Raw genomic sequence first — 15,150 nt, forward strand, 5'->3', positions numbered from 1 at the left:
TTCGCGTTTTGGGGGTGATATGCCGAACTTGATCCTGATTTTGGGCGACCAGCTGTCCCACGACATCGCTGCCCTTCGCGCCGCCGCCCCAGACGATATCATCGTCATGGCCGAGGTAATGGCCGAGGCCAGCTATGTCCGCCACCACCCCAAAAAGATCGCCCTGATCTTTGCCGCCATGCGTAAATTTGCCGCCGAATTACGCGATAAGGGCTGGCAGGTCGCCTATACCGAACTGGATGATCCCGCCAACAGCCACAACATCGGCGGCGAATTGTTACGCCGTGCTGCGGAATATAACGCGCAGGATGTTATTACGACCGAGGCAGGCGAATGGCGGCTGATCGACCTGCTGACCCATTTGCCGATCAAGGTCCGTCAGTTGCCCGACGACCGCTTCTTTGCGACCCACGTCGAATTTCAGGACTGGGCGAACGACCGCAAGGAATTGCGGATGGAATGGTTCTATCGCCAGATGCGTCGCAAGACCGGACTGCTGATGGAAGATGACCAGCCCTTGGGCGGCCAGTGGAACTATGACCATGACAACCGCAAACCCGCCGCACCTGACCTGTTCCACCCCCAGTCACCGCGTTTCGCGCCTGATGCAATCACCCAGAAGGTACTGGATCTGGTGCAGGACCGCTTTGGCGATAACTTCGGCGATCTGCTGCCCTTCGACTTTGCCACCGACCGCAAGGGCGCACTGAAGGTTCTGGACCACTTCATCGAACACTCGCTTGATCTGTTTGGCCCCTATCAGGATGCAATGCTGACGGATGATCCCTTCCTGCACCATTCAATCCTGTCGCCCTATATCAACACCGGCTTGCTGTCCCCTTCCGAGGTCTGTCAGGCCGCCGCCGATGCCTATCAGTCGGGAAAGGTGCGCCTGAATTCAGCCGAAGGCTTCATTCGGCAAATTCTTGGCTGGCGCGAATTCATGCGCGGCATCTATTTCCTTGAAGGTCCGGAATACACCAGCCGCAACGCACTTGGACACAGCCGCGACCTGCCCCCGCTTTACTGGGGCGCAGAGACGCGGATGAACTGCCTGTCCCATGCCGTCGGCCAGACACAGCACCATGCCTATGCCCATCACATCCAGCGCCTGATGATCACGGGCAACTTCGCCCTGCTGGCCGGGATCGACCCCGCGCAGGTCCATGGATGGTACCTAGAGGTTTATATCGACGCCTATGAATGGGTCGAAGCCCCGAACACCATCGGGATGAGCCAATTTGCAGATGGCGGGCTGGTCGGGTCCAAGCCCTATGTCAGTTCCGGCAATTACATCAACAAGATGTCGGATTACTGCAAAGGATGCAGCTATTCCGTCACCGCCAAGACCGGTGACAAGGCATGCCCGTTCAATCTGCTGTATTGGGACTTCCTGATCCGCCACCGCGACCGGTTTCAGAATAACCCTCGTATCAGCCGCGCCTATGTGACGTGGGACCGGATGCAGGACGATAAGAAAACCGCCATCCGCGCGGATGCCGCGCAGTTTCTGGACCGCATGCAGGCGGGGGAAACGGTCTAGTCCCGCTTGACGATGGCAGCCGCGCCAAGGATAGCTGTGTCAGCCTTCGGAAAGGACGACCATGGATTGCGCCTGCGGACATCACCACCCCACCATCGCCGATGACAGCGGGACGCCTGCGCCTCTGTCCACTCCGATGGTGGCGCTGCATGGAAAGCTGCTGTGTTCCGATGTCGGCCAGATGATGACTGCATTGTCCCTGCTGCCCGATCACATCGCCCTTAGCCGGTCCGAGGCTGGCTGCCTGCGCTTTGACATCGCGCAGGACGACGACCCCCTGCATTGGTCCCTGTCCGAGGTGTTCACCGATGCGGCTGCCTTTGCCGCCCATCAAACCCGCACTGCAGACAGCACATGGGGCCGCGACAGCGCCGGAATGGCGCGTGATTTTCATCAACACGACCTGCACCCCCTGATCCGCCCCGAGGCTGCCGCCGATCACTCTGCCCTGGACGGCCTGCTGACCCAAGCCTTCGGCACCGATGCCGAGGCTGGGATGCTGCGCCGCTTGCGCAAGGACGGCGATCTGGAAATCTCGTTGGTGGCCCATGCCCAAGGCACCCCCGTGGGCCATATTGCCCTGTCGCGCCTGTCAGCCGAACGTCCCGCACTGGCGTTAGCACCCCTGGCCGTCCATCCGGCGCTGCAGCGGCGCGGGCTTGGGACAGCCTTGTTGCATATGGCGCTGCAAGCGGCGGGTGATCGTCCGGTCGTTGTTCTGGGCGATCCTGCGTTCTATGGCCGCGCGGGGTTCCGGCCTGCAGACCTGCAATCGCCCTATGCACGGCCTGCATTGCAAATCTTTGGCGATCTGCGGACAGGCAGCGCCATTACCTATCCTGCCGCATTCATGGAACTTTAACCCCGATTCTGTGCAAACCCACGTGAGCATCTTGCACCTGCCCCATGCAACGTCCACATCTGTGCCAACAGACGGAAAAGGACAGAAAATGGCAGATGAACTGGTTTTCGACGCAGCGGACCCCGCAAAGGCAAATACCCCCGATCTGGGTGCGCTGCCGGAATGGGATCTGACCGACCTTTATCCCGCCCCCGACAGCCCGCAGCTGAACGATGATCTGGCGCAGCTGGAAAAGCTGGTGCAGGGCTTTGCCGCCGATTACCAAGGCAAGCTGGCCGATCTGACCCCCCCCCAGATGCTGGAATGCATCGAGACCTATCAGCAGATCGACATCATCGCCGGCAAGTTGATGTCATATATCGGGCTGCGCTATTACCAGAACACCACCGATCCGACCCGTGCCAAACAGATGGGCGACCTGCAGGCGCGCATCACCGATATGACGACGCCGCTGGTGTTCTTCAGCCTCGAATTCAACCGCATCCCCGAAGCCGCCTATCAGGCAATGTTCGACGCCCCTGACGGACCTGCCCGCTACCGCCCCGTCTTCGACCGGATGCGCGCCATGCGCCCGCACCAGCTGTCGGACGAATTGGAACAGTTCCTGCATGACAATTCGGTCGTCGGTGCCTCGGCCTGGAACCGTCTTTTCGATGAAACCACCGCGGCGCTGACCTTTGATGTCGAGGGCGAGACGATGGGCATGGAAGCCACGCTGAACCTGCTGACCGACCATGACCGCGCAAAGCGCGAGGCGGGTGCCAAGGCGCTGGCCAAGGTATTCGGCGAAAATGTCGTTCTGTTCGCTCGCATCCACAACACACTGGCCAAGGAAAAAGCCATCGAGGACAAGTGGCGCAAGATGCCGACCCCGCAATACGGTCGCCATCTGTCGAACCATGTCGAGCCCGAGGTCGTCGAGGCGCTGCGCAATGCCGTCACCGCCGCCTATCCGCGCCTGTCGCATCGCTATTATGCGCTGAAGGCAAAATGGCTGGGGCTGGACAAGCTGCAGGTCTGGGACCGCAACGCACCCCTGCCGACCGAAAACCCACGCACCATCGACTGGCCCGAGGCCCGCAGCACCGTCCTTGACGCCTATGCCGGTTTCGACCCCAAGCTGGCCGAACTGGCCGAGCCTTTCTTCGACCACGGCTGGATTGACGCTGCCGTGACGCCGGGCAAGGCACCGGGCGCCTTTGCCCATCCCACCGTCAGCACCGCGCATCCCTATGTTCTGCTGAACTATCTGGGCAAGCCGCGCGACGTGATGACCTTGGCACACGAGTTGGGCCACGGCGTTCACCAGCGTCTGGCCGCGGGTCAGGGCGAATTGCTGTCATCGACGCCCCTGACCTTGGCCGAAACGGCATCGGTCTTTGGTGAAATGCTGACCTTCCGCGCGCTTCTGGCTAAGACCACCGATCCCCAGCAGAAAAAGACCCTGCTGGCCGGCAAGGTCGAGGACATGATCAACACCGTCGTCCGCCAGATTGCCTTCTATGACTTCGAATGCAAACTGCATGCGGCGCGTGCCGAGGGCGAACTGACCCCCGACGATATTAACGCCCTATGGATGTCCGTGCAGGCCGAAAGCCTTGGGCCGGTCTTCGAATTCATGCCGGGGTATGAGACTTTCTGGACCTATGTCCCGCATTTCGTGCATTCGCCCTTCTACGTCTATGCCTATGCCTTCGGCGACGGTTTGGTGAACGCGCTTTATGCGGCCTATGAAGACGGCTTGCCCGACTTCCAGTCCAAGTATTTCGACATGCTGTCGGCAGGCGGTTCCAAGCACCATAAGGAACTGCTGGCCCCCTTCGGGCTGGATGCCTCGGACCCCGCCTTCTGGGACAAGGGGCTGTCGATGATCGAAGGCTTCATCGACGAACTGGAAGCGCTGGAACAGTAAGTACACCGGCGGCCAATAGGGACATCCACCCTTATTGGCCGCTTGCCCAAACCGTTTTTTCCCAGCAGGCTGCCCTTGTCGGAGGGTGTGTTATATGTGGAAAAAGTTGTTACTGGGCGGCGCTGTAATTCTGGTATGCGGGTTGACCGCATTCTTCGCGTTTGCACCTGCCTATGTCGAAAGCTCGATGAACCCTGTGACCATGCCGGAAGACGGCTGGCCCGTATCGGATCAGGCTTTGGCCTTGCATCAAAGTCTGACGATAGGTGATCTACATGCCGATTCACTGCTTTGGGACAGGGATCTGCTGCGCCGTGTCGATCACGGTCATACCGATATTCCCCGTTTGTTGCAGGGAAATATTGCCGTTCAGGTCTTCACAACCGTAACAAAAAGCCCGCGCGGGCAGAATTACGACCATAACAGCAGTGAGGCTGGCGATAATATCACGCCGCTGTTTATGGGACAGTTACGTCCGATGCGGTCGTGGTTTTCACTGCGCGAACGGGCCTTGGTTCAGGCGGCGGCGCTTGCAAAGGCTGCTGAAAGTGCGCCTGAAACCTTACGCATCATTCGCACGCGTCAGGATCTGGCATCCGTGCTTTCAGAGCGTGACCAAGGCAAGCAGGCGCTAGGCGCGCTTCTTGGCCTTGAAGGGGGCCATCCGCTGCATGGTGATCTGGTAAATCTGGATGTGCTTTACGACGCAGGCTTCCGTCTGATCGGCCTGACACATTTCTTCGACAATGAATTGGGCGGCAGCCTGCACGGACAAGAGGGGGCCGCTTCAGGCCTGACCGGTTTTGGTCATCAGGTGGTTCAGGATATGGTCCGGCGGGGCATGATCATTGATCTGGCGCATGCCTCGCCAGCGATGGTGAAAGACGTGCTGGCAATTCCAGATACGCGCCCGATCCTGTCCCACGGCGGCATCTATTCCCACTGCCCCAGCCCGCGCAATTTGTCCGACGAACTGGTGGGTGACATCGCGCAGGCGGGTGGCCTGATCGGTATCGGCTTCTGGTCCGACGTTGTTTGCGGAAAAACTCCTGCCGATATTGCCGGTGCCATCGCTGCAGCGATCCAGATTGCGGGTGAAGACCATGTCGCCTTGGGATCGGACTGGGATGGATCGGTCGACACCCCCTTTGACGCGGCGCATCTTCCGGCGCTGACACAGGCGCTGATCGATCAGGGCTTGACCTCGGGTCAGATCGCGAAAGTGATGGGCGGGAATATGATGGCCTATCTGGCAAGCGTCCTGCCCCAAGAAGGATAACGGAATGAAACGAACTGCCCTGCTGCATGCGGAACTGTCGGGACTGGTGGCTGCGATGGGCCATGGCGATCTGATCGTCATTGGTGATGCGGGTCTGCCTGTGCCAGCCGGTGTGCGCTGTATCGATCTGGCGGTCACCCGCGGCGTCCCAAGCGTCATGCAGGTTCTGGACGCTGTTCTAAGCGAACTGGTCGTCGAACGGTCTTCTGTCGCGCAACAGGCTGCGCCGGAACTGGTCGATGAATTCAAAGCCCGTGATATCGGGCAACTCGGCTTTGTCAGCCATGATGATTTCAAGCAGGGCATGGCCTCGGCACGGGCCGTTATCCGCACTGGCGAATGCACACCATATGCAAATATCAGCCTATGGTCCGGCGTCGCATTTTGAGGGGAACCCTTGGCATTTGATAGCGTTGCAATTCCAGATCGTTATCAACAGGAGACGAAGCCATGCAGAAGAAAATCCTCGGGTTGACCGCCGTTCTGGCCATGATGGCATTGTCGGCATGCGAGACCGTGCAGGGCGCCGGTCGTGACATTTCGACCGCCGGATCTGTCGTCCAGCAGGAAAGTGCGCAAGCCCAAGCTGGCATGTAATCCGACCCATTCCAGACAGGAAAAGCCCTTTGCATGCAAACTGCAGGGGGCTTTTTTATAAGGTTTTTCCGTCCGTTATACCTGATCATCTGTGCGTGATTTGCAACGATTCAAAAGCTGTGGAATCGTTCACCGGAAATACCGCCCATTTCAACAGAAGGAGATCACCCTATGCGTTTCGTTGCAGTGATGCTGATGGCCTTACCTTTCCCCGCCAGCGCTTTTACCGCGCAAAACGGAATGGTTGCCCGTCAAGTCAGCCCGACCGAAATTAAGGTTCCCTATAAACCCGGCAGCCTTGCCACCGGATATTGGTGCGCGGCAGGTGATCTGGCGCAACGGGAAATGCATCTTCCGGTCAACACCCGTTTGTGGCGCGCCAGCCCGAAACCGCGCGGGTCGGGCGAAGGCATTACATTTACACTGAAGCAGGCGAATATGGCCGAAGGTGCCGGTTTGTCGCAATTCGGATCGGGTGCAAAGGACGAGGCGATTTCTGTCGGTCAGGCGGTGGGTTCGCATTGCCAGACCGTTGTGCCTGAACAGGAACGCTAAGACGTCTTCAAAAAATAGGCCCCGGAAAACCGGGGCCATTTGATCAGCTGTCCATCTTAAGCGCCTGGATAAAGGCGGTCTGCGGAATTTCGACCTTGCCGAACTGACGCATTTTCTTCTTACCGGCCTTCTGCTTTTCCAACAGCTTCTTTTTCCGCGTCGCGTCACCGCCATAGCATTTGGCCGTCACGTCCTTACGCATCGCGGAAAGTGTTTCCCGCGCGATCACGCGGCTGCCGATGGCGGCCTGGATCGGGATCTTGAACATATGCCGCGGGATCAGCTCTTTCAGCTTTTCGACCATTGCGCGGCCACGGCTTTCGGCGCGGTCACGGTGCACCATCATCGACAGCGCATCGACCGGTTCGTCGTTCACAAGGATCGACATCTTGACCAGATAATCCTCACGGTATTCGCTGATCTGGTAGTCGAAGCTGGCGTAACCCTTGGTCACCGATTTCAGGCGGTCATAGAAGTCGAAGACAACTTCGGCCAGCGGCAGGTCATAGACCGCCATGGCGCGGCTGCCCGCATAGGTCAAATCCATCTGGATGCCGCGACGGTCCTGACACAGCTTCAGCACATCGCCCAGATATTCATCCGGCACCATGATGGTCGCCTTGATGCGCGGCTCGGTGATGTGGTCGATGATCGAGGGATCGGGCATATCCGCGGGGTTATGCAGGTCCATAACCTCGCCATCGCGCATATGCAGCTTGAAGACCACGCTTGGCGCGGTGGTGATCAGATCCAGATCGTATTCGCGTTCCAGACGGTCGCGGATCACCTCAAGGTGCAGCAGCCCAAGGAAGCCGCAGCGGAAGCCAAAGCCAAGCGCGGCCGAGGTTTCCATCTCGTAGCTGAAGCTGGCGTCGTTCAGGGCCAGCTTTTCGATGGCGTCGCGCAGCGGTTCAAAGTCATTCGCATCAACGGGGAACAATCCGCAGAACACCACCGGCTGTGCAGGCTTGAAACCCGGAAGCGCCTTGTCAGCACCCTTCTTTTCGGTCGTGATCGTGTCGCCGACGCGGGTGTCGCGCACCTGCTTGATGGATGCGGTGAAAACACCGATCTCACCCGGACCAAGTTCCGCGATGTCCTTCATCGCAGGCGTCAGTACGGCCAGCTTGTCCAGACGATAGGTCGCGCCCGTCTGCATCATCTTGACCTGATCGCCCTTGCGGACGACCCCATCCATGACGCGGATCATCACGACGACGCCCAGATAGCTGTCGTACCAGCTATCCACCAGCATCGCCTTCAAGGGCGCATCGCGGTCGCCGGTCGGTGCGGGCAGACGGGTGACGATGGCTTCCAGAACGTCGGGAATGCCCACACCGGTCTTGGCGCTGATGGACACGGCCTGACTTGCGTCGATGCCAATCACATCCTCGATCTGCGCCTTGACGCGATCTGGTTCGGATGCGGGCAGGTCGATCTTGTTCAGGACCGGCACAATTTCGTGGTCGGCATCAATGGCCTGATAGACATTGGCCAGCGTCTGCGCCTCGACACCCTGTGTGGCGTCAACGACCAGCAGCGAACCCTCGACCGCGCGCATAGAGCGGCTGACTTCATAGGCGAAGTCGACATGGCCCGGCGTGTCGATCAGGTTCAACACATAGGTGTTTCCGTCCTTTGCAGGATAGGAAATACGCACCGTGTTGGCTTTGATGGTGATTCCACGTTCACGCTCGATATCCATGCTGTCCAGCATCTGGGTCTTCATGTCGCGTTCAGCGACAGTCCCCGTAAGCTGAATCAGCCGGTCGGCCAAGGTGGATTTGCCGTGGTCGATATGGGCCACGATCGAAAAATTGCGAATGAGGGACAGCTCTGTCATAGGCGGGCTATACTGGGTTCCAAGGGCTACGAAAAGGGGCTTTCGCTGCCGTACGACGTTTGTTTTCACCGGCGATAAAATCAATCACATCCGTTGCGGTAAAAGGACCGCGTATCCCCTGCGGGATACGCAGCCTGCGATGCCCCCTCGATGGGGGAATCGCAGGCTGGCCCGTCTTAGGACAACGGAGCGTCGCCGGGGCGGATTGTGCCGGAAACGGGTCTGCTGCGGCGGCGCAAACCTGCCTCGCGCCACATGGCATATCCGCCTGCACCGGCAATCAAGGCCGCGCCTGCCAGCATCGGCAGATCGGGACGTTCACCAAAGACGACGAATGCCACAACCAGCGCAAAGGCCAGACGGGAATAACGAAACGGCGCAACAACCGAGGCTTCGCCGATGCGTGATGCTGTGACCAGCGCGGTATATCCCACCACGCCGAAGACCAACGTGCCTGCCAACATCGCCCATTGCATCTGATCTGGTATCACTGCCGGTTCACCGCCCAGCGCAGCCATGACCAGACCGGCAGGTATCATCGCCCCATAGGCCGAGGCGGACAATTGATCCGAAGGCACACCCTTGGGAATCAGTCGTGTTGCCAGATCGCGCAATGTCAGCCCCGCAACCCCCATCACCGCCCAAAGCATCGACGGATGGAAAGATGCCGTTCCGGGCCGCAGGATCAACAGCACACCCGCAAAACCGATGGCCACTGACAGCCAACGCCGCCATCCGACCTTTTCCCCAAAAAACAGTGCCGCCCCCAGAACCAGCGTCAGCGGCAAGACCTGCAAAATGGCCGAGGTCGAGGCCAGTTCGCCCAGCGCCAATGCAGTGACAAAGCCGAATGCACCGATAATCTCTCCGACGTTGCGCAGCAGGGCCATGGGATGCATCAACGCACGGGTCCACAGCGCCTGCCCCCGTATGAGAAGACGCACCCAGAAGACACACATAGCCGCAAGGCCTGTCATGGCCAGTAACTGCCAGATCGGCATAGACAGGGTCAGGGTCTTCAGGAAAGCATCCTCAAGCGCAAAGAATGCCATTGCCCCGCTCATGGAGAGGGACGCACGTCCGTTATCCGACAGTCCCGACCAAAGGCTCATCCCCGCCTCTCCAGTTCGGCAACAAGGTTGGGCAGTCCGGCGATGGTCTCCAGCTCTCTCAGACGGGGGTGATCGGGGGTTTCGGCATGTTCGGCAATCCATGTCAGACCATGGGGGATAAAGACACCCCACCCCCCGATATCCAGCACAGGGATCACATCGCTTTTCATGGAATTTCCCGCCATCAGGAAACGGTCCGGTGCAATGCCATGACTGTTCATGACACGGGAATAGGCTTCGGGCGTCTTATCGGCCAGAATCTCGACCACCTCGAACATTTCGGCCAGACCGGAGGCTGCGACCTTGCGTTCTTGATCCATCAGATCCCCTTTGGTAATCAGGATAAGCCGCCGCCCCTGCAATTTGCCCAGCGCCGTTTCGACATGGGGTAAGGGATGGACCGGATGCGCCAGCATATCCTGCCCCATTTCCAGTATCCGCCCTATGGTGCGACCGTCCACTGCACCATCCGTCAATTCGATGGCTGTCTGCACCATCGACAGCGTAAACCCCTTGATGCCATAGCCATAGCGCGCAAGGTTCGCCCGTTCGACATCATAGAGCCTACTGGCGATCATATCGGCATCCCCGTGATCCGACAGCAGGGCCGTGAATTCAGCCTCGGTCACACGGAAGAATGTCTCGTTCTCCCATAGGGTGTCATCCGCATCCAGTCCGATGGCATCGATCATCTGCGTCCTCTTGCATTCATAGGGAATCAGGGCTTTTTCAGGACATGCAGGCTTGGAATTGCCAAAGCAACCCCGACCCTTCGCAAACGTGATTGAGGAAATGGCACCTTTTTGGTATTGATCGGGAACCCGTCGGGCAGAAAAGACCGGAAACACAACCGGCATCCCGGCATATGAGGACGAGAACCGAGGAGACAGCCCCATGCTGAACCGTTTCGTGATCGCAGCAGCCACCGTTATGCTGACCACCCCTATGGCCATGGCCGGACCTATCGACAGCGCCTGTGTGCGGTCGGACCGTGCGCGCGGGAATGCCCCCCTGTGTGGATGCATCCAGCAGGTCGCCAACCAGACCCTGTCGCGTTCTGACCAGCGCAAAGCCGCCAGCTTCTTCCGCGACCCCCACCGCGCACAAGAGGTCCGCACCTCGAAGCGTGATTCCGACAACTCGTTCTGGCGCCGCTATCGCAGCTTTGCCACTCAGGCCGAGCGTCTTTGCCGGTAACCCACCTATATGCGTATTACCATCCTGACAGGTGCAGGTATTTCCGCGGAAAGCGGTCTTGCGACCTTCCGCGCCAGTGACGGTCTATGGGAAAACCATCGGATCGAGGATGTCGCCACCTCCGAAGGCTTTACCAAAGACCCTACGCTGGTCCATGCCTTCTATAACATGCGGCGAAAGGCGGCTTTGGACGCAGTTCCCAACGCCGCCCATCTGGCACTGATGCGCCTTGAGGGTCATCACGATGTTACGCTGGTCACCCAGAATGTCGATGATCTGCATGAACGCGCGGGCAGCAGGGATGTTATCCATATGCACGGGGCGCTGAACCGCGCCCTCTGCGCCGCCTGCGGGCATGATTGGCCAGCACCTATCGTGATGACCCCCGAAGACCTTTGCCCCGCCTGTCGCCAGCCGACGACTCGCCCAGACATCGTCTGGTTCGGAGAGATGCCCTATCATCTGGAACGCATCTGGCAGGCATTGGAGGAAAGCGAACTGTTTGTGGCAATCGGCACGTCGGGCAATGTCTATCCCGCGGCGGGTTTCGCCCAACACGCAGGACGGCGCGGCGCAACCTGTCTGGAGCTTAATCTGGACAGCAGTATGAATGCCGATGATTTCGACCGGCAAATTCTTGGACCTGCCAGTGAAACCGTTCCGCGATGGGTGGGCGACCTCTGTTAAGGATTAACCCAGTCGCGTCAGCACCTCATCGGTCAGCGCGTTAATTTCGTCCCGCGCGGGGCTGGTCCGTGCTTTTTCCATTGCCCCCAGTCCCTGCCCCAGTGTTTCGGCATAAACCACACGATTGGAGATCTGCACCTGCGCGACTGACACACCCAGTTCCTGGGCCTTTTCGGTCACCTCGGTCGACAATCGGGTATTGGGACGTGACCGGTTCAAGACCACCAGCACATCCGCTTTTTCCCGACGGGCAAGGTCCAGCACCCCTTCCGTTGCCCAAAGATCGACATGGCTTGTCGCCACTGGCACCAGCACCAGATCGGCCACCTTCAGGGCAGGACGCAGATCACTGTCAATCTTGGGAGGCGTATCGATGATGACATAATCGAAACGCTTCTTCAGCTTTTCGGATTCGTAACTGGCCCCCCAAGCGGAAGAGGTGGAAAAATCCATCGCCTCGTCCTCTCCGTGGGCTTGCATGCGTTCCATGAACCAGCGGCCCATACTGCCTTGGGGGTCGGTATCGACTAAAGCAACCGAATGGCCCCGCGCATGCAGGGCAACGGCAAGATTTACAGCCAAGGTCGTTTTCCCCGAACCGCCCTTTTGCTGGGCAACGGTGATGATGCGTCCCGCCATGCGCCAATCCTTCTGCTAACCCGCTGGAACAAGGTTAACAGGCGCGCGGGTGATTGCATCAAGATAATGCGGGATCGAAAACGCTCTGCACCTCGTACATCACCGGTTCAAAGCTTTTGCACATATCGTGGATTTCGCGGTTGCGGCGTCGCATTTCCGGACTGCGCAACATGGCTTGATAGTCATTGCGATCCTGCCACTGCGAATAAGTGGCGATGCGGGTCTGTGCATCATTCAGATGAATGGCACCACCAAGGCAGCCCGATTGCCGGCTGATGACATGATCCCATGCATCGGTCAGCAGTTCCAGCACGTCATGCGCGCTGCCCGGTGTGACCTCGAATGTGGTGATGACCGTCTGGCCGCTGAAACCGGTGGTGATTTTCGGCATGGCTCTCCCCTCCATTAACTATGGAAACAGCCTAGACCTGCCCAAGGAATTCGCAAAGCCCCTATGCGGCATTGCGCCTGACCTGCACGCTGTGCATCCTGCCGCCACAATTGACAGGGGTATGCAAATGGTCCGCATCTTTGATGGACATAACGATTTTCTGCAACGCGTGGTGGCTGCCGGACAAGGCGGGACCGATCTGTGGCTGAAGGGCGACGGCACCGGACATCTGGACCTGCCGCGCATGAAACAGGGCGGTCTGGTCGGCGGGTTCTTTGCGATCTGGATTCCCTTACCTTCAGGGTTCAGTGACCCCGACGCGCAAAGCAAGATGGAAAACCCGCCCTTCGATATGCCTCTTCCCCCGCAGATTTCGGACATCGAGGCACTTCCTTCGGCCTTTGCACAGGCATCCGCGCTGCTAGCGCTGGAACGCACAGGAACGCTGTCCATTGCGCGCAAAGCCGCTGATCTGACCGACAGCATCGATCAGGGCCGTATCGCCGCCATTATGCATATGGAGGGCGCCGAGGCGATCAGCGACATGGACGCGCTACATCTGTGGCATGCTGCAGGTCTGCGGTCGCTTGGACCGGTCTGGTCGCGTCCCACCCGTTATGCCGAAGGGGTGCCGTTCGCCTTTCCCGCTTCGCCTGACATCGGTGGCGGCTTGACCACCGCCGGTCGTGATCTGGTCCGCGAATGCAACGCCCTTGGTATTATGCTGGATCTGTCACACCTGAACGAGGCTGGCGTGAATGATATCGCCGCCCTGTCGGATGCCCCGTTGGTGGCCAGCCATAGTGGCGTCCACGCCATCAGCAAAAGTTCCCGCAACCTGACCGATCGTCAGCTGCGCCAGATTGCCGACAGTCAGGGTCTGGTCGGGCTGAACTTTGCCTCTAGCTTTTTGCGGCCGGACGGGCGTCGCATCGTGCTGGATGATCTGGATGTCATGCTGCGCCATCTGGACCACCTTCTGTCGATCTTGGGCGAAGACGGGGTTGCTTTTGGCTCCGATTTTGACGGGGCGCTGATGCCGCGTGATATCCCCGATGCCGCCGGCCTGCCGAACTTGATCACCGCCATGCAGAATCATGGCTATGACAAGGCGCTGATCAACAAGATCGCCTGCGACAATTGGATCGGGCTGCTGAAACGGACGTGGAAAGCCTAAGGCTGAAACGAAAACTGCCGGGCGATTGGCCCGGCAGTGCATCCTATTCGACCTGTTCGACGGGCTGTGCCGGATCAGGGGCGATCTGCGCCACCGCCACCATCTGTGCCAGTTCGGGATCCGAGCTGGTATCCGCCAAGGCATAGCGTTCGGTCAGACTATCGGTCGACAGTTCGATTTTGCTGACAACCTGTGCGCCCGGCGCTGCCGGACCATAGGTCTGCCCGTTCACCGCGAAATAGACCGCACCGGAATTACCTGTCCGCAAGGTCGGCGCGCCTTCCAGTTTGGGAAGGGTAAAGCGTTCCCCCGCGTCCATGATCTTTTCCAGCAAAACCGTGCCATCAGCCGAGGTGACACGCACCCAAGCCGGACGCACCGCCATCAAGGCAACCTCGGCTGCATCAGGGGCAACAGTCCGCACAACACTGTCAGCTGCCGCAGTCTGCGTCTGATCGTCGGCGGGAACACGCGGCCCAAGGGCCAAAGTCGCATCATCGCCCTGCTGGGCCGCAGACAACTGCGGTCCGGCGGCAGGTTGCGGGAATTGGGTCACCTGCCCCGCCGAAGCGATGATCGAATCAATTGTCGGGCCGCCATCCAGCAAGCCCGGATCAATCGACGCAATCGGTCCGTCACGCGCAGTCAACACCGGCGCTTCCAGAATTTGCGGACGATACAGGCGGTCTAATGCCTCGGGCTGGGGCAGATTACGCGCAACGATGCTGCTTTCGGCGTCCAGCGCCGGTCCCGAAAGTCCGGCACCCTGTGTCGGGTCCAGTTCCGTCACAATACCCGGCATATCGTCGCCGGGGGTCAAGGTGACGCGCTGAACCTCTTGCAGAACCGAATATCCGCCATAGGCCAAACCACCGATCAGGGCCATCAATACAAAGATCGCGCCAACGGCACGCGGTTCGATTTCGGACCAGAAGCTTTGTTCCTGCGGGATAAACAATGCACGGGGGTTTGCCAAAGCTTCGGCAGGATCAGAGGGCCGTCGCGTCGGCTTTGGCCCCGAAGCAGAGGCAGCCATACCATGGGTCGGCAAAAATCCGGATTCGACACAGAACCTGCGGAACGTCCAATCGGGGTCCATGCTAAGATATCGCGCATAGGATCTCACGTAACCCGAAATGAAACTGGGCGTATCGAAAGCCGAAATGTCACAATTTTCTATTGCAGCAACATAGGACGCACGAATCCGCAGTTCACGTTGCACATCAAGCAATGACTTGCCCAATGTTGCCCGTTCACCGCGCATCAGGTCGCCCAGACGCGTGTCATCGTCGAGGAAACTATCCTCCACCTGCACGAACTCCTCTGCCGGATCATGTGCCCGCAGCCTGTTCATTC

General features: G+C 59.1%; 16 protein-coding genes. 10 read left to right on the top strand and 6 right to left on the bottom strand.

Translation table 11 applies throughout. From position 1 onward, the window contains the following. Positions 1–19 precede the first annotated feature (19 nt). The 7 genes from DWB67_RS08370 (at position 20) to DWB67_RS08400 (ending at position 6,748) form a co-directional block, all read left to right on the top strand. Positions 20–1,543 carry a cryptochrome/photolyase family protein gene (locus DWB67_RS08370; RefSeq protein ID WP_119807080.1) on the top strand — a complete coding sequence of 508 codons (1,524 nt, stop codon included), beginning with the start codon at positions 20–22 and terminating at the stop codon, positions 1,541–1,543. Positions 1,544–1,604: 61 nt separating this feature from the next. After that, positions 1,605–2,405 (top strand): GNAT family N-acetyltransferase, encoded by an 801-nt coding sequence (locus tag DWB67_RS08375; protein ID WP_119807081.1) that lies wholly within the window; start codon positions 1,605–1,607, stop codon positions 2,403–2,405. Positions 2,406–2,493: 88 nt separating this feature from the next. Continuing rightward, a complete protein-coding gene (locus DWB67_RS08380) occupies positions 2,494–4,317 on the top strand; it encodes a M3 family oligoendopeptidase (protein WP_119807082.1) in 1,824 nt (607 codons plus the stop codon). A gap of 94 nt (positions 4,318–4,411) precedes the next feature. After that, positions 4,412–5,596, top strand: a complete 1,185-nt coding sequence (locus tag DWB67_RS08385; protein ID WP_119807083.1) for a dipeptidase — start codon at positions 4,412–4,414, stop codon at positions 5,594–5,596. A gap of 4 nt (positions 5,597–5,600) precedes the next feature. Beyond that, positions 5,601–5,984, top strand: coding sequence for a D-ribose pyranase (rbsD, locus tag DWB67_RS08390; protein ID WP_119807084.1), 384 nt, complete (start codon positions 5,601–5,603; stop codon positions 5,982–5,984). 62 nt (positions 5,985–6,046) lie between these two features. Then, the gene (locus DWB67_RS08395) at positions 6,047–6,193 is read left to right on the top strand and encodes an entericidin A/B family lipoprotein (RefSeq protein WP_119807085.1); all 147 of its coding nucleotides are present in this window, start codon (positions 6,047–6,049) and stop codon (positions 6,191–6,193) included. Positions 6,194–6,364: 171 nt separating this feature from the next. Continuing rightward, on the top strand, positions 6,365–6,748 hold the full coding sequence (locus DWB67_RS08400) for a hypothetical protein (RefSeq protein WP_119807086.1): 384 nt from the start codon (positions 6,365–6,367) through the stop codon (positions 6,746–6,748). A 43-nt stretch (positions 6,749–6,791) separates the two neighbouring features. On the opposite strand, the gene lepA is transcribed toward DWB67_RS08400, so the two are convergent. The 3 genes from lepA to DWB67_RS08415 all read right to left on the bottom strand — a co-directional run bounded on the left by lepA (position 6,792) and on the right by DWB67_RS08415 (position 10,395). Continuing rightward, complete coding sequence (gene lepA, locus DWB67_RS08405) at positions 6,792–8,591, bottom strand: translation elongation factor 4 (RefSeq protein ID WP_119807087.1); 1,800 nt, start codon at positions 8,589–8,591, stop codon at positions 6,792–6,794. Positions 8,592–8,767: 176 nt separating this feature from the next. Continuing rightward, positions 8,768–9,703, bottom strand: coding sequence for a DMT family transporter (locus tag DWB67_RS08410; RefSeq protein WP_119807088.1), 936 nt, complete (start codon positions 9,701–9,703; stop codon positions 8,768–8,770). Then, positions 9,700–10,395 (bottom strand): HAD family hydrolase, encoded by a 696-nt coding sequence (locus DWB67_RS08415; RefSeq protein WP_119807089.1) that lies wholly within the window; start codon positions 10,393–10,395, stop codon positions 9,700–9,702. The genes DWB67_RS08410 and DWB67_RS08415 overlap by 4 nt, the downstream gene beginning before the upstream one ends. Before the next feature lie 202 nt (positions 10,396–10,597). On the opposite strand from DWB67_RS08415, the gene DWB67_RS08420 reads away from it, so the two are divergent. Beyond that, a complete protein-coding gene (locus tag DWB67_RS08420) occupies positions 10,598–10,900 on the top strand; it encodes a hypothetical protein (protein ID WP_255418600.1) in 303 nt (100 codons plus the stop codon). Between the two features lie 9 nt (positions 10,901–10,909). Then, complete coding sequence (locus DWB67_RS08425; RefSeq protein ID WP_119807090.1) at positions 10,910–11,587, top strand: NAD-dependent deacylase; 678 nt, start codon at positions 10,910–10,912, stop codon at positions 11,585–11,587. A gap of 3 nt (positions 11,588–11,590) precedes the next feature. Here DWB67_RS08425 and parA read toward each other — a convergent pair whose 3' ends face one another. Together parA and DWB67_RS08435 are read right to left on the bottom strand one after the other, a co-directional pair. Beyond that, positions 11,591–12,226, bottom strand: a complete 636-nt coding sequence (parA, locus tag DWB67_RS08430) for a ParA family partition ATPase (RefSeq protein ID WP_119807091.1) — start codon at positions 12,224–12,226, stop codon at positions 11,591–11,593. Between the two features lie 58 nt (positions 12,227–12,284). Beyond that, a complete protein-coding gene (locus DWB67_RS08435; RefSeq protein WP_119807092.1) occupies positions 12,285–12,617 on the bottom strand; it encodes an antibiotic biosynthesis monooxygenase family protein in 333 nt (110 codons plus the stop codon). A gap of 127 nt (positions 12,618–12,744) precedes the next feature. Between DWB67_RS08435 and DWB67_RS08440 the strand changes: the two genes are divergently transcribed. Continuing rightward, a complete protein-coding gene (locus tag DWB67_RS08440; protein WP_119807093.1) occupies positions 12,745–13,794 on the top strand; it encodes a dipeptidase in 1,050 nt (349 codons plus the stop codon). Positions 13,795–13,837: 43 nt separating this feature from the next. Here the strand turns inward: DWB67_RS08440 and DWB67_RS08445 are convergent, their stop codons facing one another. Then, positions 13,838–15,148 (bottom strand): helix-turn-helix domain-containing protein, encoded by a 1,311-nt coding sequence (locus DWB67_RS08445; RefSeq protein WP_119807094.1) that lies wholly within the window; start codon positions 15,146–15,148, stop codon positions 13,838–13,840. Positions 15,149–15,150: the final 2 nt, after the last annotated feature.

The organism is Paracoccus sp. JM45, from assembly GCF_003590715.1.
Classification (GTDB): Bacteria; Pseudomonadota; Alphaproteobacteria; order Rhodobacterales; family Rhodobacteraceae; genus Paracoccus.